We start from the raw sequence: 20,022 nt of genomic DNA, 5'->3' as shown, positions 1-20,022 counted from the left end.
ACAAAAAAGTCGGTTTGCACCCCACGAAAATTGGGCACTGAGGAGTCAGGTCGGAACGCGAGTAGCCGACGATGATCTGCAGCCATGAAGCCCAGCCAGCCCCGATGTGAGATTCCGAATGGACGTCGAGTGGCCATTAAATGTTTGATCGTAATCAAACCGGGCGTCTCAAAGCATTTTCGCGAACCTTGCATCTTTGGGGTGACGCGAATCACCATAGCTGATTATTCGGCGGGATGGAACCCGTTCTAGAAATTTAAAAATCGTGGACGTAGTGATCTGTTTCTGGTGACGGTTCCTGCAAATTCCCTACCATTCAGTAGGTTGAGAACTGAAGCTCTGAACTTTAGTACTACTACTTTAGTGCTAATCGCGGAAACTCTTTCTTGATGTATTGAATTGGCCTCAGTTAGTGGCTGATTGTGATTGGACGGGGCGGTGATTGGCTGCGTGCCATAATGTCGCATGCGGTCGACCTGCGCTCTTACATCGATGCCGGGTATCTCCTCGCCTCTGCTGCGACTCGTGTCACCGGCACTTCACTGCGAGGCGGCATCCATGTCGACTACTCGAAACTGATCGGCTCACTGTTGGCAGCTGCGGAAGTAAGGCAGGACTGCGATGCTGCGGGTGCATTGGTGCGACTCGGCCCGCAACGGGATTCCGGATGCACAGCAGGAACGCATCGGCGAGCTCCCCAAAGTGAAGCTCCGACTCGGACGGTTCGGTGTCAACGCTGAGCAGAAGGGGGTCGACCTTCGAATGGGCCTCGACCTCGTGGCCCAAGCACGCAACAGGGCATCCGACGTGTTCTTTCTCGTCTCCGGCGATGATGATCTCGCCGAAGCAGTCGAGGAAGCCCAGGTGCATGGAGTCCAGGTCCTGCTGCTCGCTGTACCGACTGTCGAGGGTAAAGCGCATGGTGTTAGTCGGCACCTAATCCGGCTGTCGATGAACTCGACAACATCGACGGCGCGGCGGTCGATGCAGCAGTGGTCGAAGTCGATCGCCAACCCGTGCCGGCGCCGATAGCCCCGCTCCAGTCGTCCACGTCAACCCCCGCCGTCGCGGCGGCGGCGCGGCCAACTGCCCGAACCCCGCTGGACCTCGCGAAGGTCCCGCACGTCCCGTCGGATCCACGACCGAAAAGTGTTCTGGCCTATAGCGTCTCGACGTGGTCCTCCGATCACAGCCCACCCGGGTACTGGGGCGACAATGACGAGCAAGGTCAACTGATCGATGACGTTGTCTCACGCGTTCTCGCAGCGTTTCACGAGAGCGCTACCGGTGACGACCAACTCGAACTTCGGCGTGCGAGGCCATCGATTCCACCAGACATCGACCGTGCACTTCTGCTTGATGCTTGCGAGGTCATCCAGAAGTGCGACCTGGACGAGAGGATCCGATATCGATTGCGGGCGCGTTTCTGGATGAAGTATGACGAGCCCTCAGCCGTGATGGGAATATGATAGGCCAATCTCACGGTCCGTCGGTTGAATCGGGCGGCGATGAAGAGGCTGGGAATGTAGCACGTTTCGAATACTGCACATCCGCCAGTCGACCTCCCCGGACACCACTGACCACCGGACATAACGGCAATCGGCGCCGAAACAGATGCATCAATGTTGCATTTGATGCAACCTCCGCTCAGCTTGCTTGACGGCCTCGTCGCCTCCGCGCTCTCGACGAGCCTTACCCGGGTTGACGTGGAGCCGAACTAGGCTGCGGGCGTGTCGGTTGCGGAGACTGTCACGCGTACGAGTCCGCGTCCACCGGTGTGGATGACGAACCGGCCTGCTCCGCTGTTCACCAACTGGGGTTCGGTGGGAAACCATTCTGGCGCGAGCGGTTCGTAGTCATCCGGTGATCGCAGGACGATCGTGTTGTAGAAGGAGTCCACCTCGATCGCGAACGGCTCCGGCATCTGTTTGCTCCTCGTGCACCAAGTCGGTATCGGTCGAATGTATACCCGATGTAATTCCGCTCAGTTTCTTCCGTACCCGTCATCGGAAATGCTGCCGGTCCAAAAATGGCAATCCCGCTCGCCAGGTCCGCGCACGATGAACCGTTCGAATCGTTCCCGTTCCGGATCGCCGGAAGCGTTAGGACGTCGGCCATCAGGACACGCACCTAACCCTAGTGAGATTTGCCGACGATTCGGCCGCGATTTCCCCCAACCGGGGGGGGGGGGGGGGGGGGGCACCTCCGGTTCGCGCAGAAGCACGAGAACGAAGATCTTGCCGCGCCACTTGGGCAGCAGCTTCTCGAGCATCGCGATCGAACCCTCGCCATGCGGACTCTCGCGAGCCACTCGCCGGTAGACCGGGAGCGCACCGAACAGCGTCAGTAGAATCAACACGACTGTCGCGATGGGAGCCAACGTGCCGGCCGCCAACGCCGCGATACCGGGTTGGTAACCGAGAGTGGAGAAGTAATCGACACCCGTCAGGCACATCACCTTCCACCACGGGTGGCGCTTCTCCTTCTTCGGCGCCATCCGGTGTGGCCCCAGATGTCCGGCGGGTTCCTCGGTGATGTCCGCGAGCAGCCAGGCCTCGGTGCGTTGTTTCACAGACGGAGCCCTGTTGTCGGCCGGAACCTCGTTGTCGGCTGAGGTCACCACGGCGTCACGGCTTCAAATAGACATCGTTGAGCGTGACGGTCCGCAGGTTCCGGCTTCGGATGATGTCCACCAGTTGCGGATACACGTGGGTCACGGGCAGATAGTTGAGGTGTCCGATCACTATGGCCCCCGGATTGAAGTACTGGTTCGCCATCTGCAGGATGTACTCCTCGGTGATCAACGAAGAATCCGACAGCGACCCGTACCAGAGGGTGGGCACGGTGTAGCCGACGCTCGCGGCCACGGAATCGACTGTCGCGTTGTGCCTTCCATACGGCGGCCGAAAGTACGGCGCCGCGTCCACCCCGTAGGTGTTGCGCAGGAACGTGCCGTTCTTCGTCAGCTCGTCGGCGATCTGCTGCTTCGACACTGACGTCAGATCCGGGTGCGAGTAGGTGTGATTGCCGAGCTGAATTTGTCCGCTCTCGACAAGAGGTCTGAGAAGTCCGGCGTTTTCGGTCCACGAGTTGTATTGCCCGTTGACGAAGTACGTCAAACGGATGCCGGTGTCTTTTGCGAACTGTGTGTAGAGGCGCACGACTTCGGAGCTGGCTCCGTCGTCAACCGTCAGGGCAAACAGATCCCCGCCGCCGGGCAGGGCGGTCAACGATCCGCCGGCGGGCAGCGGCACCCGGGCAGACGGCGGTGGAGGCGGCAGCAAGGCAGGCGGGAGATTCGGAACAGCGGCAGGGTCTGCTGGCTCGTCGGCTGCGGCGACCGCCGTCCCGACCGAACGTGACGAACAAGCGGTTCCCATGGTCACCGCGGCGGTTCCGGTCAGAGTTGCTGCTGCGAGGGCACTGAGGAAGCGTCGGCGGTCCACAGGGCGGAGCCTAGAGCAGATTCGCCCAATTCGGACTTCATTCTCAGCGTTCTTTCAGCGAATGACCAGCCGTGTCCGGTATCGACAGGTTCTACTCAGGAACGGTGGATAGCGTGTCGGCCGTGGAACCGCGACCTCGACACTCGGCAACCAGGCACAGGCGTAGGCGTCAACCGCAGCGGTCGACGCTCTCGGTAGGGCGCAAGCTGGCGGCGGCGTCCCTGTCGACGACGATTCTGGTGGGCGTCGGAATCGGGTGGTACGTGCAGTCGGATCTGACGTCGGGGCTGTACCGGTCGGATGCGCTCTCCGCCCTCGGTGACGACGCCGGAAGTTCTCTCGACGGGGATACCAACATCTTGTTGATCGGGCTCGACAGTCGCAAGGCGATGGACGGCAGTGACCTGCCGGCAGAGTTCGTCACCGACAAGTTGCACGCAGGGGACAGTGATGTGGGTGGGTACAACACGAACACGCTTATCCTGCTCCATGTTCCGGGCGATGGTGGCAAGGCCAGTGCAGTGGCGATTCCACGCGACGATTACGTCTCTGTACCCGGCTATGGAATGGCCAAGATCAAGGAAGCCTACGGAATGGCGAAGGCTGATGCGGACGCCAAACTCGCAGCGGACGGTGTGACGGATCCTGCTGCACGAGAACAACAAGCGCGTGAAGTCGGTAGGCGGTCGACACTGACCACCGTGCAGAATCTGCTCAAGGTTCCGATCGATCACTTTGCCGAAGTTAACCTGATGGGCTTCTATGACGTCGTCTCGGCTATCGGTCCTGTTCAGGTGTGCCTCAACAATCCGGTGCAGGATGACTTCTCGGGCGCCAACTTCCCGGCGGGGGTTCAGACTCTCGATGCGTCACAGGCACTTTCGTTTGTCCGTCAACGCCACGGCCTGGACAACGGGGACTTGGATCGCACCCACCGGCAGCAGGCTTTCATCAGCGCGGTGATCGCCAACTTGAAGGGCTCCGGCGTCATCGGAAACATTCCGAAGATGACGGCACTGGCCGACGTGGTGAAGAAGGACGTGGTGATCGATTCCGCCATGGATCCCGTCCGATTCGCTTCTCAGGCAAGCGCTCTCGCGGGTGGGAACATCGACTTCTACACCCTGCCCATCGAGGGATACGAGACCGTCGACGGCCAGGACGTCAACATGGTCGATCCGGCGCGTCTGCGTAGCGAAGTGTCGCGGATCTTCGCGGGAGGTGACTCGGCATCTGCACCTGCGATGGACACCGCGATCTCGACCGGGAACGAAGTTGTGGACATCCGCAACGGAACCGCGACGGACGGGTTGGGCGCCGCGTTGGCAGCGGCGATGAAAGCGTCGGGAGTCGAAGTCGGAGAGGTGAGCACCGCAGCTGCGACGGCAAAGTCGGTGGTCAGCTATGGAGTCGGCGCCAAAGCCGTCGCAGAGGCGCTGGCCGAGCAGTTGGGCGTGGCCGCAGTGCCGAACGAGCAGGCAGCGGCCGAATCAGTGTCTGTACTGATCGGTGAGGACAATGCGCAGACCGTGTTCTCGGCCGCTCCGGCGCAGTCGGACTCCTCGGTATCCGCCGGCACAGTTCCCGATACGGGAGCGCAGGGATCACCTATCCGAGCGGACGCGAATGGCGGCATCCCCTGTGTGGACTAACTCTCAGGTAATTCGCACGAAACTCACGCTGACTTCTTCGATCTGCGGGTCTACATTGGAGAAGTCGAACTCAGTCGGGTACTTCACCTTTGGGGTACCTGACTGAGATTGCGTAGTTGAAAGGATCACCGACATGGCTACAACAGCAGCGGTACAGAATCCGACACGCTCACGTGCCAGGACCATGTCCTTGTCCGAGTACGTGGCCGAGCATCCGGCGCAGCGCGTTTTCCCACCGACCAGTGAGCGGGCAGCCAGGATGGCGATGCTGATCATGTTCGCCCTGATGGCCGTCACCCTCGTCGTACTGGTACTTGACGAGGCAGGAATTTTCGGATGAAGGCAGCGGTCTTCGGCTGAGCCGGACCTTTAGTTACTCTTGAGTAATGACTGAACAGAAGAGCTGGAATGCGTTCACCGTCGAGCGCGAAGACAACATCGCCCAGGTGACGCTGATCGGGCCGAGCAAGGGCAACGCGATGGGGCCGGATTTCTGGAGTGAACTCCCCGAAATCTTCGCCGACCTCGACGCCGATCCCGAGGTACGTGCAATCGTCATCGCCGGTTCCGGCAAGCACTTCTCGTTCGGCCTGGACCTGCCGGCGATGAGCGGCGAATTCGGTGCTGTCCTCGCGGACAAGGCTCAGGCGGGCCCGCGCACCAAGTTCCACGACATGATCAAGCGCATGCAGTCGGGCATCAATGCCGTCGCAGATTGCCGCAAGCCCGTCGTCGCAGCTGTGCAGGGCTGGTGCATCGGCGGCGGCGTCGACCTGATCACGGCGGCGGACATCCGCTACGCAAGTGCCGATGCCAAGTTCAGCATCCGCGAGGTCAAGGTCGCGATCGTCGCAGACATGGGCAGCCTCGCGCGTCTGCCCGCGATCATCGGTGACGGACACCTGCGTGAATTGGCTCTGACCGGCAAGGACATCGACGCAGCGCGCGCCGAGAAGATCGGCCTCGTCAACGACGTTTTCGAAGATGCCGACGCGGTACTGGCCGCGGCGCGCGCGACCGCCAAGGAGATTGCGCTCAATCCGCCGCTCGTGGTCCACGGGATCAAGGACGTGCTCGATCACACCCGCAGCGCGAGCGTGAACGACAGCCTTCGCTACGTCGCAGCCTGGAACGCGGCGTTCCTGCCGTCGCAGGATCTGACCGAGGCCATCACCGCCGTCTTCCAGAAGCGCCCGCCGGTCTTCCAGGGTGAGTAGAAACTGCAAGGGTGAGTAGAAACTGCACAAAAATCCCCGCACATCTTCCGATGTGCGGGGATTTTCGTAAGGCCTGAGAACTCGAGCTCAGTGACCGCCGTTGGCAGCGAGACGCTTGATCGAAGCCTCGATCTCGGCCTCTGCCTCGGCGCGGCCGACCCAGTTGGCTGCCTCGACGTGCTTGTTCGGCTCGAGGTCCTTGTAGTGGACGAAGAAGTGCTTGATCGCATCGAGCTCGAACTGTGAGATGTCACCCAGATCCTGGATGTGATCCCAGCGGGGGTCGCCGGCCGGAACGCAGAGGACCTTGTCGTCTCCGCCGGCCTCGTCGACCATCTTGAACATCGCGACTGCGCGAGCCTCGACGATGACGCCGGGGAAGACCGACTCGGGGAGCAGGACCATGGCGTCGAGCGGATCGCCGTCCTCACCCAGGGTGTTTTCGATGAAGCCGTAGTCGGCCGGGTAGCCGAAAGCTGTGTAGAGGTAGCGATCGAGTTTGACGCGACCGGTTACGTGGTCGACCTCGTACTTGTTGCGCTGACCCTTGGGGATCTCGATGGTGACGTCGAACTCCACGCCGATTCCTCGCTGTCGTGTCGGTAATGATTCGTCGGAAGGATATCGGGTCAAGGATAAGGTTGCCTGACCACCCAGTAGGCAGAGCACAGACGGAGGGGCGTTGGCGGGCCAAGGAAAGAAGAAGATCGGCTCGTTGGAAGAGAGTCGACGGCGTAACTTCCGCATCCTTCTGGCGGTCGGTGCAGTGGTTGTACTGGCCGTCGCCGGAGTTGTCGTCGTGAAACTCGGTACGTCGAACGACACAGCCGGCAGCGCGACCGTGACTACGTCGCCGCAGCCTGCGCTCGTGACGCCGTCACCTCAGGTGGTGCCCGTCCCGACGGACGCACCGATCCCGAGCGCGTCGGGAATCGCAGCGGCGATCGGCCCGGCCGTGGCCAACCCGGATCTGGGGAAGTTCACCGGAGTTGTCGCTGATGCGCTCACCGGAAACATTCTGTGGAGCGCAGACCCGTCGACGCCGATGACGCCTGCGTCCACGACGAAGGTGCTGACCGCATCGGCGGCACTGCTGAAGCTGCCGCTCGACCACAGGCTGGCCACGACGGTGGTCCCCGGAGCGAGCCCCGGGCAGGTCGTTCTGGTCGGCGGTGGTGACCCGACGCTGACGGCGACGCCGAAGGGGCAGAGCGGGTACTACGCCAACGCAGCGCACATCGCGGATCTCGTCGACCAGATCAAGGCTGCCGGTACGCCGGTGACCAGCGTCGTGGTGGACTCGAGTTTGTTCAAGGGCGACAACATGGCCACCGGGTGGTTCCCCGCTGACATCGCGGCCGGTTACATCACCCCGATCGAATCGGTGATGATCGAAGGCGGTCGGTACGACGGCACTCAAGACGAGTCGCCGCGTTCGGAAACGCCCGCGTTGGACGCGGGCAAGGTGCTCGCTCAGGCCCTCGGTGTCGATCCCGCCAACGTGAGTCTCGGCGCGGCGCCTGCCGGTGCCAAGCCGATCGCCACCGTGCAGTCGGCGCCGCTGAGCGACCGGCTGCTGCAGATGATGGAACATTCCGACAACGTGCTCGCCGAGACCATCGGGCGTGAGGTCGCGATTGCCTCCGGAATCGAAGCCTCGTTCACCGGAGCCGTCGACGCGACCGGCAAGACCCTGCAGGCCGCCGGGTTCGACTACACCGGAGTTTCGCTGCACGATTCCAGTGGACTTTCCGTCGACGATCTCATTCCCGCTCAGGTACTCGATCGCGTCATGACGGCGGCGGCCGGTGACGGTGATCCGAAACTGCGTCCGCTGCTGGACTACCTTCCGGTGGCCGGCGGAACAGGAAGTTTGTCCGACCGCTACGCGTCCGGAAACCGAACCGGTGCGGGTTGGGTACGGGCCAAGACGGGAACTCTCTCGACGGCCAGCGCGTTGTCAGGGTTCGTGGTCGATCAGAACGGGCGAGTGCTCACCTTCGCACTGATGTCCAATGACCGGCCGCCAGAAGTGAGCCGTCCTGCCCTGGACGCGATTGCCGGAGCATTGAGGAATTGCGGGTGCCAATAGTGGCCGAAAAGACTCCACAAGATGATGAAGCCTCGGCTCCGCTCGGTGGCGCCGTCGACTGGAGTCTTGCCGCCAAAGCCGGGATAAAACTGGCGCGCGGCGGCCCCGCGATGTCTCGCTACACGGCCGAGACGGCAACCGCAGAACTCGCCGAAGCGTCCAAGCGTGCCGAACTGCCGGTTCGTGAAGTGACCGGTTTGGCCGACGGTCTACCGGTCCCGGCCGCTGACGTGCTTGACCGGGCCGGGTGGATCACGGCGGCCTCGCGGTCGATGGCGCATCTCACCGGCGCCGACCCTGACGGCAGTGGCAATCTCATCGTCGGAAAGCCGGCGGGCCTGCAGGCCGGCGCAATGCTGGCGTACCTGTCTTCGGCGATCCTCGGGCAGTACGACCCGTTCACCGGCGAGCACGGCACCCTGCTTCTGGTCACACCGAACATCGTCTCCGTCGAACGGTCCCTTCGGCTGAACCCGAGTGACTTCCGGTTGTGGGTCTGCCTGCACGAGGTCACTCACCGGGTTCAGTTCTCGTCCTCACCGTGGCTAGCGGAGTACATGAAGGAATCCGTCGAAACGCTTGGTGCGACGGTGGACGAGTCGATGACCGACGTTGTCGGGCGCCTTGCTGCAGAGCTGCGCTCGCGGAAGGAACCCGACTCCAGTGACGGTGCGACGGCGGGCGGGATCATCGGCCTGCTGCGTGCTTCGCAGGCGGAACCCCAGCGTGACGCGCTGGATCGGATGCTCGTACTCGGCACTCTCCTCGAAGGGCATGCAGACCACGTGATGGACGCCGTCGGCCCCGCCGTGGTGCCGTCGGTGGCAACTATCCGCGCGGCCTTCGACAAGCGTCGGCAGCGCAAGTCCAACCCCGTGCAGCGGATCATCAAGATGCTCCTCGGCATGGACGCCAAGATGGCGCAGTACGTACGCGGCAAGGCCTTCGTCGACGCGGTAGTTCTCAAGGTCGGCATGGAGCAGTTCAACACCATCTGGACCGGGCCCGAGACCTTGCCGTTGCTCGACGAGATCGACAATCCCGACGCGTGGGTAAAGCGCGTTCTCGGCTAGATGCTGCTGCCTGAGACGCCTGCCCTACTGGCGCTGCGACAGGCTGTGCGGGCGTGGACGCTCGCATTCGAGCCACGACGCCGTGTGGTCGTCGCCCTGTCCGGGGGAGCCGATTCGTTGGCGCTGACCGCAGCAGCCGTGGCGGAAACCGATTCTGTCGACGCGTTGATCGTGGACCATCGGTTACAAGATGGTTCTGATGCCGTCGCGCGCTCGGCCGCAGACCAGGCGCTGGCGCTGGGTTGCCGGACCGCGACGGTGCTGACCGTCGACGTAGCGGAAGGTGGGAGCCTCGAAGCCGCTGCGCGTGAGGCTCGGTACAGCGCTCTGCGCGACGCCAGGACTGACCTCCCGGTTCTGCTCGGACACACGCTCGACGATCAAGCAGAGACCGTCCTTCTCGGACTGTCCCGCGGGTCCGGTGGGCGATCGATTCAGGGTATGGCTGCATTCGACGCCCCCTGGGGACGGCCGCTACTCGGCATCCGTCGATCGGTGACCAGGGCGGCCTGCGTCGACCTGGGCATCACGCCGTGGGAGGACCCGCACAACAACAATCCCGAGTTCACTCGCGTGCGTCTGCGGCACGAGGCGTTGCCGCTGCTCGAAGAAATTCTCGGCGGGGGAGTTGCCGAGGCGTTGGCCCGAACCGCGACGCAGTTGCGTGAGGACGGCGAGGCGCTCGACGAGTACGCCGAGGCCCTACTTCTACGGGCTGTCGTCGACGGGGAAGTGGAAGTGGACACACTTGCCGAAGCGCCCACCGCAATCCGCCGACGCGCTCTGCGAGCCTGGCTGCTGCAGGGCGGCGCAAAAGCATTGACGGACAAACAGTTACGGGCGGTCGACGCCCTGGTGATCGACTGGCGGGGGCAAGGCGGCGTCGCGATCGGGGGCGGAACACCGGAGGCGAGGTTGGTGGCGGCCCGGCGACGTGGCAGGCTGATCCTCGGATTCGAAGACCGACGAAGGGTTTGACGCGTGTACGAGGGCGACATCGCATCGGTACTGATCTCCGAAGAACAGATCCGTGCACGAACGGCGGAACTGGCTGAGGAAATCGCCAAGCGTTACCCGGCAGGCGCCCCCGAAGGGGATCTCCTGCTGATCGGCGTCCTCAAGGGAGCGGTCTTCTTCATGACCGACTTCGCCCGCGCCCTGCCGATCCCGTCGCAGATGGAATTCATGGCCGTCAGCTCCTACGGATCCTCGACCTCGTCTTCGGGCGTCGTCCGCATCCTCAAGGACCTCGACAAGGACATCGCCGGTCGCCACGTGCTGATCGTCGAGGACATCATCGACTCCGGTCTCACGCTGTCGTGGTTGATGCGCAACCTCAAGACTCGTAACCCCGCTTCGCTCGAGGTCGTCACCTTGCTCCGCAAGCCCGACGCGGTCAAGATCGACGTCGACGTCCGGGACGTGGGCTTCGACATCCCCAACGAGTTCGTCGTCGGTTACGGCCTCGACTACGCCGAGCGGTACCGCGATCTGCCGTACATCGGCACCCTGGACCCCGAGGTTTACGGCGGCTGAGCCTGCTCGCTGGGCAGAACGTGAGCGCAGACTGAGTCCCAGAATCCAGAGGTCCAGCTCCAGTTCGGCGAAATCCGACAACCACTAATTCCTTCGGGTTCATTCGAATGGGTCTTCATCCGTATGGAGGCTCGGCCTCGCGCAATTCGGACCGATGATCGAGAATCGAATTCGATTCGTCAAAATCTATTAAACTAGATTCAACTAGACCAGCTTCAAGTGGATGCGAGCCTGCGGGTTGGCGTTCATTGCAGTCCGGTCCACTTGAGTGACCGATAGATTAGATGAACGCGCGGATGGCCAATTGGTATCCGGGTTGTGCGCTTCCTTCATGCCCTCTTCGATCTGTCGACGATCTGAAGGTGCTTCGAGTCCGCTCAAGATCCTCAATCGCATTGCTCTCCGAGATGCAGCGTCGAAGCTCGAATGAGCAGGAGATGTGTCATTCAGGGTGACGCAATCGGGGCTCGTATTGTCAGCGGAAAAAGTCAGATTGCAGTATGGTGTGTCCATGAACGAGCCAACTAGGCGAACGAAACTGATGGATTCGATCAATTCGATGCTTTCAGAGATTGACCATTCGGCGCCGAACGCTCATAAGTACCGCGATCTGGAGCGCTATTTCGGAACGTGGATATTGCGACCTGCGGAAGATATCTATACATCTTACGTTTCAAAGCCGGGCAATGCCGCAGTACGATTTGATCAGTCAGTACGACCTCGTGGCGCGCGCATATTGATTGCAGTATTGCCGGACGACACACGATCTAACGATCTTTTGACTATCGATGCACTTGAACGATATCAAAGTTCGAGGAGGCCAGACGCGGAATTTGTGGTGTTTGCGTTCGATCGAGGCAGATACTACTGCCGTGCGGTTATTTATACTGAACGACATACGCGTCCCTTGATTGCAGAAATGCTAAGTGAACTCGATCCTGTTGAGACGCGTCAGGTTCGCCCCTCCTTACCGAAAAAATCCTCGACTTCGGACCTTGAATCTATTCTATTCGTTATCGTTGAACGAGGGGAACGTACGCCTCGTGAGCAGCATTATCCCTATGTGACACTTGAGCGTGATCCTTGGGATGACTACACCTTTCGAACACTTTTCTCTTTAACTATCTATTTGGACCGTACATCTATGGTTCGAATTGGAGATGTGAAGATTATGAAGCTTGGCCAAGGTGGCGGGCCAACATCATTCGTCGATAGAAGATTCAAGGGCCTCCCTGTTAACTATTGCTCGCTGGGGCAATCGTATACTTATTATAATCTCGTTAAGGAGCTTCCCGCAAAAGTGGCGGATATGCTCCTGCGCGGGATCAATGACGTGGTTTACCGTCCCGGAATCAGGGATGCATTTGAAGACGAGGAGGTATTTCAACTATCTCTACTGCGGACCGGGTCGGCAATGACTGCGTTTAGGGACGCGCCGAACTTGTTTATTTCAGGGTTAGTCCAGGTTTCCGAGCCAACAGTAATTCTGGGATTCAACACTGATGTGGGAGGAGGGACTTTTCCAATCAGGTTCATATTCAACGATTCGCCGAATTTGCCTGATCGGATCAATGCGATAATTGGGTACAACGGTTCAGGTAAGACACAATTGATGGCAAATTTGGCCATGGTTGCAACGGCTAGCATCCATCGAAGAAATGTTGACGAGTACGGAGTATTCGAAGATGCTGCAACCATATTCAGTTCGGTAATAGCAATTTCCTACAGCGCTTTTGATACATTCGCGATGCCTGACGAAATATGGCACACCGATCGTGAGAGATCTATGGTAAGTGCACGTCTCCGTTTGGGTGCAAGTACTTTCGGATATACGTATTGTGGTCTGCGTAGGTTAGTTTCTGTCGGTTCTCAAGAGAATTCTCCACCGGTTCGGCCGCTGAAATCCATTGAGGACCTAACTGCGGACTTCACAATCGCTCTTGACATTGCGCAAGGTTCGGATAAGGGTGCGGTTTTGACGAAAGCGTTGCAATCGCTTGGGCGAGAACCGTCTTTCGGTCGGATCGGGCTTGATCGTTTTCTTGCTATGGAAAGCACAAATTGGCACAGTCAGTTCGAGAAATTAAGTACAGGTCATAAGATTGTCCTAAATATTATTGCGCATATCGTTTGCTATAGCGAGCCCAAAAGTCTTGTTTTGATTGACGAGCCAGAGTCGCATTTGCATCCCTCTCTTTTATCTGCATTTATGAATTCACTCAGTGGGATACTTCGAGATCTTGATTGCTTTGCGGTTATTGCAACGCATTCACCAGTTGTGATTCAAGAGATCCCTAGAAGGTACGTGCGCGTTCTTAAGAGAATTGGCAATTCCACGCGAGTGGAGGAAGTAGTTCAGGAGACCTTCGCTGAGAACATTGGATCCCTGACGAGTAGTGTCTTTGACCTTGATAGTACGGCTACCGACTTCCACGAGGTGCTGAGGAATCTGGCGGAAAACCGCTCGTTAGAGGAGATCGACACGATTTTCGGCGGGGAGATGAGCATCCAAGGCCGTGCTTATGTACGGTCCATCCAGCGACAGCTTAGAGATAGCAATGCTTGAGAGATCTCCGCTGCTTCGAGACGAAATTGCGGATTTCGAAACAGTGTGCGCAAGCCGTAAATTGAACTCGGTAAAGATTATGCTCGGTTCACTTCGCGATACAGTCGTATCCTTGTATTCAGTCTACCGTAGCAAATCGGGTTCACCGTTGATTTCGCCTGTGTGTGTCTTCTCTCCGGAAGTTTTGGCTGCTCTGGAGAGTAATTATAATTTGACATATGAAGGTAAATCTCTTGGAGATCTTCGGGTTGAGATCTTAAAGAATTCAATTGGAAATTTTTGCTCACTTTGCGGGGCGCGACCCTTTTATGGGCTGGATCATTACCTTCCTAAGGTGATATACCCTGAGTATAGTATTCTTTCCTCCAATCTGGTCCCGTGTTGCAGTCAGTGCAATACTAAAAAAGCCTCGATTGTCGGTTCGGCAAACGGACGATTCTTGCATGCAAATTTTGATAGTTTTGCTTCGGTTGAGAGTTGGCTGCATTGCGACGTGAGATCTGATGCGGAATTTGTTGATACAGTATTCTCGGTAAGTAAGAGACTTCCGGCTGCAGTGCAAGGAGACGCGGAATTTCATCTCCTAAAGCTCGAACTCGATTCGGCATATTCGAAAATGGCTATTGGTGAGCTGATTTCCATTAAGGGATTACTGGAAGAGGCCTTTTTGGATGGGGGGGAAATTGCTGTCATATTCGAATTGCGACGGTTGCAACGTAGCATTGTGCGGGGTTTCGGGGTTCATTTCTGGAAGAATGCGTTATATGAAGGATTGTGTGCGGATCGCGGATTCGTCTCAGGAGGGTTTGCGAAAATATGTTGAACGGACCTTGTCGGCGAGAGTCCCCGGTGGTGTGCATATAGATTTTAATTTCTGGAAAGGTTTTTCAAGTTGGTAGATGGCTGGAGAGTCGCCTTGGTTCAGGATACTGAGCGAGCGACCTTTCCTCAGTCGAGGGGGTCAGGAAAAGGCCTCGTAGTGTTTTGAGCTGTCTAGCGTCAATTAGGCCAGTAGATCGGACGCGGCTTGATGGCCGATCTCGACGACACCATCGCCCAGCAGGCGGACGTGCCCGAGTCCTCGGCTCGGCTGTCTGCGCGGCTCGATCAGCTCGCTCACCGCATCATCGACGGTGACCAATCGGGCGCCGCTGACGCTGTTGCGGGAATCCTCTCCGAAACGGCCTGACGAATAACGACGGACGAGCGTCGGAAAAGCGCACGATAACCACTATGAGCATGTTCGCTCACAGGAAACTGTGCTGCGACGTAGCCCGGGAACCTGATCGGCAATGCGCACGTTGAACACAGTGACGACCGTTCCAACCAAGCGGCACGGCCGCTGGCGGGCATCGATGGGGCCGATCGCGGTAACCTGCAGGTGTCCGGTTGGCAGCCGGAAGGCGACCTGGCAGACCCGCACTCTCGAAAGGACCGGCCACATCGGCCGACCTGTATGAACCGTAAGACTGTGTTCCGTAACGTGCTACTCGTAGCCGTCGTGCTGTTGGTGATCTATGCCTTCAGCTACTTCAGCAACGACACCCGCGACTTCAAGACCGTCGACACCTCGGTCGCGATATCCCAACTCGACGCCAAGAACGTTGAGTCGGCGCAGATCGACGACCGTGAGCAGCAGGTTCGTCTGTGGCTCAAGAACGGCAATGACGCCACCGACGGTAAGACGCAGATCCTGGCGAAGTACCCCGCGAGTGCGTCGGAGCAGATCTTCGACAAGGTCGAAGGCGCCGGAGCGGACAAGTTCAACACGACGGTCACTCAGGAGAGTTGGCTGACGTCGATCCTTCTGTTCGTGCTGCCGATGATCATTCTGTTCGGCATCTTCTTCTTCGTCATGAACCGGATGCAGGGCGGCGGTGGTCGCGGCGGAGTCATGGGATTCGGTAAGTCGAAGGCCAAGCAGCTCACCAAGGACATGCCGAAAACCACGTTCGCCGACGTCGCCGGTGCGGACGAGGCTGTCGAAGAGCTGTACGAGATCAAGGACTTCCTGCAGAACCCGGCTCGCTACCAGGCGCTCGGCGCCAAGATTCCGCGCGGTGTGCTGCTGTACGGCCCTCCCGGAACCGGTAAGACGCTGCTCGCTCGCGCTGTCGCAGGCGAAGCCGGCGTCCCGTTCTTCACCATCTCCGGTTCGGACTTCGTCGAGATGTTCGTCGGTGTCGGTGCTTCGCGTGTTCGCGACATGTTCGAGCAGGCCAAGCAGAACAGCCCCTGCATCATCTTCGTCGACGAGATCGACGCCGTCGGTCGTCAGCGCGGAGCAGGCCTGGGCGGCGGACACGACGAGCGCGAGCAGACACTCAACCAGTTGCTCGTCGAGATGGACGGCTTCGGTGATCGCACCGGCATCATCTTGATCGCCGCAACCAACCGCCCCGACATCCTGGATCCCGCACTGCTGCGTCCGGGACGCTTCGATCGCCAGATTCCGGTCGGCGCCCCCGACCTCGCCGGTCGCCGCGCGATCCTGCGCGTGCACTCGCAGGGCAAGCCGATCGATCCCAACGCCGACCTCGAAGGTCTCGCCAAGCGGACCGTCGGCATGTCGGGTGCCGATCTCGCGAACGTCATCAACGAGGCTGCGCTGCTCACCGCACGCGAAAACGGGACCGTCATCACCGAAGCTTCGCTCGAGGAATCGGTGGACCGTGTTGTCGGTGGACCGCGGCGTAAGAGTCGCATCATCAGCGAGCACGAGAAGAAGATCACGGCGTACCACGAGGGCGGTCACACGCTGGCTGCTTGGGCAATGCCTGACATCGAGCCGGTCTACAAGGTCACGATCCTCGCTCGCGGTCGCACCGGCGGTCACGCGATGACGGTGCCCGAGGATGACAAGGGTTTGATGACGCGTTCGGAGATGATCGCTCGTCTCGTCATGGCAATGGGTGGACGCGCCGCCGAGGAGCTGGTGTTCCACGAGCCCACCACCGGAGCGTCGTCGGATATCGACATGGCGACAAAGATCGCCCGCGCAATGGTCACCGAATACGGCATGAGCGCCAAGCTCGGCGCAGTTCGCTACGGACAGGAGGGCGGGGATCCGTTCCTCGGCCGTTCGATGGGCGTTCAGTCCGACTACTCGCACGAGATCGCCCGCGAAATCGACGAGGAGGTGCGCAACCTCATCGAGGCGGCGCACACCGAAGCGTGGGCCATCCTCAACGAGTACCGCGATGCGCTCGACCTCATCGCTACCGAACTGCTCGAGCGTGAGACGTTGACTCGCAAGGACCTCGAGAAGATCCTTGCCGGCGTCGAAAAGCGTCCGCGTATCACGGCTTTCAACGATTTCGGTGGGCGCACGCCTTCGGATCGTCCGCCGGTGAAGACTCCTCGCGAACTCGCGATCGAGCGCGGCGAAACGTGGCCGGAGCCCGCTGCTGCACCTGTTCTCGTCAAGGCAGGCGCACCCAACAGCGGTGCACCCAACGGCGGTGTCCCCAACAACGTTGGTCTCCCCAACAACGGCAACCAGGGGCCCTCGAACGGCTACGCACAGCCCTCGTACCCGCAGCCGAGTGCCCCGCAGCAGACGCCGCAACCGGGAACACCCGATTACGGAGCGCCCGCCGGATGGTCTGCACCGGGTTGGCCTCCGCGTGAGAACCCGTCGCCGACGTACCCCGGACAGCAGTCGGGTGGGTACACCGGTGGACAGAATCCGACCCCGCCGAACCAGTCGCAGGGCCAGTACGGTCAGCCCCAACACGGTCAGCCCCAGCCCGATCAGGGGCAGTACGGTCAGCCGCACCCGGGACAGCAGGCGTACCCCGAGCAGCCGCACCCCGGCCGTCGTTACCCCGCGCAGCCCGATTACCCGGTGCAGTACCCGGACGGTGGACCCTTCGCCGATCCGAACCGGGGAAACCCGACCGGCGAAAACCAGTGGCAGAGCCCCGCACCGGAACAGCCGCAGACTCCGCCGCCGCATCATTCGGCTGAGGACGACGGCCCGAGCACCGCTCGCTGGGACGGACCGGACGGATCCCGCTGACCTTGCGCCACTAGGCTCTGCGGCGGGGGACCTGTGAACAATTCTCGAGGAGAGTTCGGTTGTCGGTGAATGATGTGGCCAGTGAACTGGTGTCGCTCGGAACGGGCCGCCCGTTCGATCAGGCGCGGGCAGAGGCTGCCGTACGGGAATTGTTGATCGCGGTCGGTGAAGATCCGGAGCGCCCCGGTCTGCTCGATACGCCGGCCCGGGTTGCGCGCTCGTACAAGGAGATCTTCGCGGGTCTGTACTCCGAGCCCGACGACGCGTTGAACACAACTTTCGACGAGGGTCACCAGGAATTGGTGCTCGTGCGAGACATTCCGATGTTCTCGACGTGCGAGCACCACCTGGTGTCCTTCCACGGTGTTGCTCACGTTGGTTACATCCCGGGAAAGTCGGGCAAGGTCACCGGTTTGTCGAAGCTCGCGCGCGTCGTGGATCTGTACGCCAAGCGTCCGCAGGTTCAAGAACGCCTGACCAGCCAGATCGCGGATGCTTTGATGCGCAAGCTCGACCCGCGTGGAGCCATCGTCGTCATCGAAGCCGAGCACCTCTGCATGGCGATGCGCGGTATCCGCAAGCCTGGAGCCAGCACGACCACGTCAGCGGTTCGTGGGCTCCTGCAATCCAGCGCGGCCTCACGGTCCGAAGCGCTGGACCTCATCCTTCGTAAGTGAGCGAGATGTCCGCGGCTCCCGTTGCAGGTAGCGATCCGGCCCGGATGGTCGTGATGGGGATTCTGAACGTCACCGCCGATTCGTTTTCCGACGGTGGTCAATTTCTCGATCGTGACGCGGCGATCGCTCGCGGGCTCGAACTGCAACGCATAGGCGTCGACATCGTCGATGTCGGCGGCGAGTCGACCCGCCCCGGAGCCACCCGCGTCGATCCGAAACTCGAGGCGGACCGTATTGCCCCGGTGATCGAAGAACTCGTGGCAGCCGGAATTCGCGTCAGCGTCGACACGATGCGTGCTTCCGTCGCCGCCGCCGCGATCGAAGCGGGCGCAGGCATCGTCAACGACGTATCGGGCGGTCGCGCAGACCCCGACATGGCATCCGTTGTGGCCGACGCCGGAGTGCCCTGGATCCTCATGCACTGGCGCTCGGCCGGTGACTACGTCCATCGTGGCAGCGCCGATCACTACGACGACGTGGTCCGCGACGTCCGTGACGAACTGCTGTCGCAGGTCGATCTGGCGTTGAAAGCAGGGGTCGATTCGTCGTCGATCATCCTCGACCCCGGCCTCGGGTTCGCGAAGAACGCCGACCACAACTGGGCCCTGTTGCGAGCACTACCCGAGTTCAACGCGACCGGATTCCCGATACTGGTCGGCGCTTCCCGCAAGCGGTTCCTGGGGTCTCTGCTCAGCGATCCCGACGGCAATCCCCGTCCACCTGGTGGCCGCGAGACTGCGACGGCCGTGGTCTCGGCCCTTGCAGCACGTGAGGGCGCCTGGGGAGTTCGGGTGCACGACGCACAAGCCTCGCTCGACGCCATTGCCGTGGTCGACGCCTGGAACCGTGGACGAGAAAGGGCCTGACATGGGGGACCGAATCGAATTGCGCGGGCTGAAGGTTCGCGGCAATCACGGAGTGTTCGACCACGAGAAGCGTGACGGTCAGGACTTCTTCATCGACATCACCGTGTGGATGGACTTGGCTCCCGCCGCGGCGTCGGACGATCTGACCCAGACCCTGCACTACGGCGAGTTGGCGGAAGCCGCCGCAGCCATCGTCGCCGGCCCGTCGCGCGATCTCATCGAGACTGTCGCCGCTGAGATCGCCGACGACGTCATGAAAGATTCGCGAGTCGAGAGCGTCGAGGTCGTGGTCCACAAACCGTCGGCACCGATTCCGCTGGTTTTTGCGGACGTCGCCGTCGTCGCACATCGGACCAGATCGGCATGACGCGCGCTGTTCTGTCGATCGGTTCCAACATCGGCGACAGCGTGGCTCACCTGCAGTCCGTTGTCGACGGGTTGGGCAGCGCCGTCGTTGCTGTCTCACCGGTCTACTCGACGGCGCCGTGGGGTGGCGTCGAGCAGCAGGATTTCTTCAACGCGGTGGTGGTGGTCGACGATCCCGAGGCCGACGCCGCTGAGTGGCTTCGCCGGTCGCAAGCTCTCGAGGAAGCTGCAGACCGGGTGCGCGAACAGCGTTGGGGACCCCGGAGCCTGGACGTGGACGTGGTCGACTGCGATGGCGTCGTCAGTTCCGATCCCGTGCTCACCCTTCCGCATCCGCGAGCGCATCTACGGGCATTCGTTCTCGTTCCCTGGCTGGACGTCGAGCCTGACGCGACGCTGATCGTCGACGGCCAGAAGTTGTCGGTGGCACAAATTCTCGACGGCCTCGATCGCACTGAGCGTCAAGGTGTGCGCACTACCGATGTGGTGCTTGCGCGGTGACCGAAGAAG

Annotated in this window: 18 protein-coding genes and 2 pseudogenes; 16 read left to right on the top strand and 4 right to left on the bottom strand. The window is 60.6% G+C overall.

Annotated features, from left to right (window positions below):
- Positions 1–465 precede the first annotated feature (465 nt).
- Positions 466–1,469: pseudogene (locus tag H351_RS28565) on the top strand (NYN domain-containing protein).
- A gap of 248 nt (positions 1,470–1,717) precedes the next feature.
- On the opposite strand, the gene H351_RS28560 reads toward H351_RS28565, so the two are convergent.
- The 3 genes and pseudogenes from H351_RS28560 to H351_RS28550 all read right to left on the bottom strand — a co-directional run bounded on the left by H351_RS28560 (position 1,718) and on the right by H351_RS28550 (position 3,446).
- Positions 1,718–1,924, bottom strand: coding sequence for a hypothetical protein (locus H351_RS28560; protein ID WP_029254398.1), 207 nt, complete (start codon positions 1,922–1,924; stop codon positions 1,718–1,720).
- Positions 1,925–2,215: 291 nt separating this feature from the next.
- Positions 2,216–2,497: pseudogene (locus H351_RS31620) on the bottom strand (amino acid transporter); the annotation flags it as partial.
- Positions 2,498–2,627: 130 nt separating this feature from the next.
- A complete protein-coding gene (locus H351_RS28550; protein ID WP_019746772.1) occupies positions 2,628–3,446 on the bottom strand; it encodes a polysaccharide deacetylase family protein in 819 nt (272 codons plus the stop codon).
- A gap of 122 nt (positions 3,447–3,568) precedes the next feature.
- On the opposite strand from H351_RS28550, the gene H351_RS28545 reads away from it, so the two are divergent.
- The 3 genes from H351_RS28545 (at position 3,569) to H351_RS28535 (ending at position 6,315) form a co-directional block, all read left to right on the top strand.
- Positions 3,569–5,098, top strand: a complete 1,530-nt coding sequence (locus H351_RS28545; RefSeq protein WP_244891414.1) for an LCP family protein — start codon at positions 3,569–3,571, stop codon at positions 5,096–5,098.
- Positions 5,099–5,231: 133 nt separating this feature from the next.
- Positions 5,232–5,438: a hypothetical protein gene (locus H351_RS31935; protein ID WP_124568973.1), complete on the top strand. Its 207-nt coding sequence runs from the start codon at positions 5,232–5,234 to the stop codon at positions 5,436–5,438.
- Between the two features lie 46 nt (positions 5,439–5,484).
- Positions 5,485–6,315 (top strand): crotonase/enoyl-CoA hydratase family protein, encoded by an 831-nt coding sequence (locus tag H351_RS28535; RefSeq protein WP_007727023.1) that lies wholly within the window; start codon positions 5,485–5,487, stop codon positions 6,313–6,315.
- Between the two features lie 87 nt (positions 6,316–6,402).
- On the opposite strand, the gene H351_RS28530 is transcribed toward H351_RS28535, so the two are convergent.
- Positions 6,403–6,894 carry an inorganic diphosphatase gene (locus H351_RS28530; protein WP_003941181.1) on the bottom strand — a complete coding sequence of 164 codons (492 nt, stop codon included), beginning with the start codon at positions 6,892–6,894 and terminating at the stop codon, positions 6,403–6,405.
- A 103-nt stretch (positions 6,895–6,997) separates the two neighbouring features.
- On the opposite strand from H351_RS28530, the gene dacB reads away from it, so the two are divergent.
- The 12 genes from dacB (at position 6,998) to folK (ending at position 20,013) form a co-directional block, all read left to right on the top strand.
- The gene (gene dacB, locus H351_RS28525; protein WP_029254401.1) at positions 6,998–8,407 is read left to right on the top strand and encodes a D-alanyl-D-alanine carboxypeptidase/D-alanyl-D-alanine endopeptidase; all 1,410 of its coding nucleotides are present in this window, start codon (positions 6,998–7,000) and stop codon (positions 8,405–8,407) included.
- A complete protein-coding gene (locus H351_RS28520; protein WP_019746776.1) occupies positions 8,407–9,480 on the top strand; it encodes a zinc-dependent metalloprotease in 1,074 nt (357 codons plus the stop codon). Before dacB ends, H351_RS28520 begins: the two co-directional genes overlap by 1 nt.
- On the top strand, positions 9,481–10,458 hold the full coding sequence (tilS, locus tag H351_RS28515) for a tRNA lysidine(34) synthetase TilS (RefSeq protein ID WP_029254402.1): 978 nt from the start codon (positions 9,481–9,483) through the stop codon (positions 10,456–10,458). It abuts the gene before it with no gap.
- Between the two features lie 3 nt (positions 10,459–10,461).
- Positions 10,462–11,016 carry a hypoxanthine phosphoribosyltransferase gene (hpt, locus tag H351_RS28510; protein ID WP_019746778.1) on the top strand — a complete coding sequence of 185 codons (555 nt, stop codon included), beginning with the start codon at positions 10,462–10,464 and terminating at the stop codon, positions 11,014–11,016.
- Positions 11,017–11,527: 511 nt separating this feature from the next.
- Positions 11,528–13,582: an AAA family ATPase gene (locus H351_RS28500; RefSeq protein WP_144440122.1), complete on the top strand. Its 2,055-nt coding sequence runs from the start codon at positions 11,528–11,530 to the stop codon at positions 13,580–13,582.
- Positions 13,575–14,405 carry an HNH endonuclease gene (locus H351_RS31930; protein WP_148209176.1) on the top strand — a complete coding sequence of 277 codons (831 nt, stop codon included), beginning with the start codon at positions 13,575–13,577 and terminating at the stop codon, positions 14,403–14,405. Before H351_RS28500 ends, H351_RS31930 begins: the two co-directional genes overlap by 8 nt.
- Before the next feature lie 207 nt (positions 14,406–14,612).
- Positions 14,613–14,771 carry a hypothetical protein gene (locus H351_RS31615; RefSeq protein ID WP_244891413.1) on the top strand — a complete coding sequence of 53 codons (159 nt, stop codon included), beginning with the start codon at positions 14,613–14,615 and terminating at the stop codon, positions 14,769–14,771.
- 267 nt (positions 14,772–15,038) lie between these two features.
- Complete coding sequence (ftsH, locus tag H351_RS28490; RefSeq protein ID WP_029254406.1) at positions 15,039–17,603, top strand: ATP-dependent zinc metalloprotease FtsH; 2,565 nt, start codon at positions 15,039–15,041, stop codon at positions 17,601–17,603.
- Between the two features lie 59 nt (positions 17,604–17,662).
- Positions 17,663–18,280, top strand: coding sequence for a GTP cyclohydrolase I FolE (folE, locus tag H351_RS28485; protein ID WP_019746783.1), 618 nt, complete (start codon positions 17,663–17,665; stop codon positions 18,278–18,280).
- 5 nt (positions 18,281–18,285) lie between these two features.
- Entirely contained in the window at positions 18,286–19,146 is an 861-nt protein-coding gene (gene folP, locus H351_RS28480; protein WP_029254407.1) for a dihydropteroate synthase, read from the top strand.
- A 1-nt stretch (position 19,147) separates the two neighbouring features.
- Positions 19,148–19,513 carry a dihydroneopterin aldolase gene (gene folB / locus H351_RS28475; RefSeq protein WP_003945780.1) on the top strand — a complete coding sequence of 122 codons (366 nt, stop codon included), beginning with the start codon at positions 19,148–19,150 and terminating at the stop codon, positions 19,511–19,513.
- Complete coding sequence (gene folK / locus H351_RS28470) at positions 19,510–20,013, top strand: 2-amino-4-hydroxy-6-hydroxymethyldihydropteridine diphosphokinase (protein ID WP_029254408.1); 504 nt, start codon at positions 19,510–19,512, stop codon at positions 20,011–20,013. The genes folB and folK overlap by 4 nt, the downstream gene beginning before the upstream one ends.
- The last annotated feature ends 9 nt before the right edge of the window (positions 20,014–20,022 follow it).

Source organism: Rhodococcus erythropolis R138 (genome assembly GCF_000696675.2).
In the GTDB taxonomy this organism is placed as follows: domain Bacteria; phylum Actinomycetota; class Actinomycetes; order Mycobacteriales; family Mycobacteriaceae; genus Rhodococcus_F; species Rhodococcus_F erythropolis.
The sequence above is the reverse complement of the archived record's forward strand: the minus strand, read 5'-3'. Positions and strand labels throughout refer to the sequence as shown.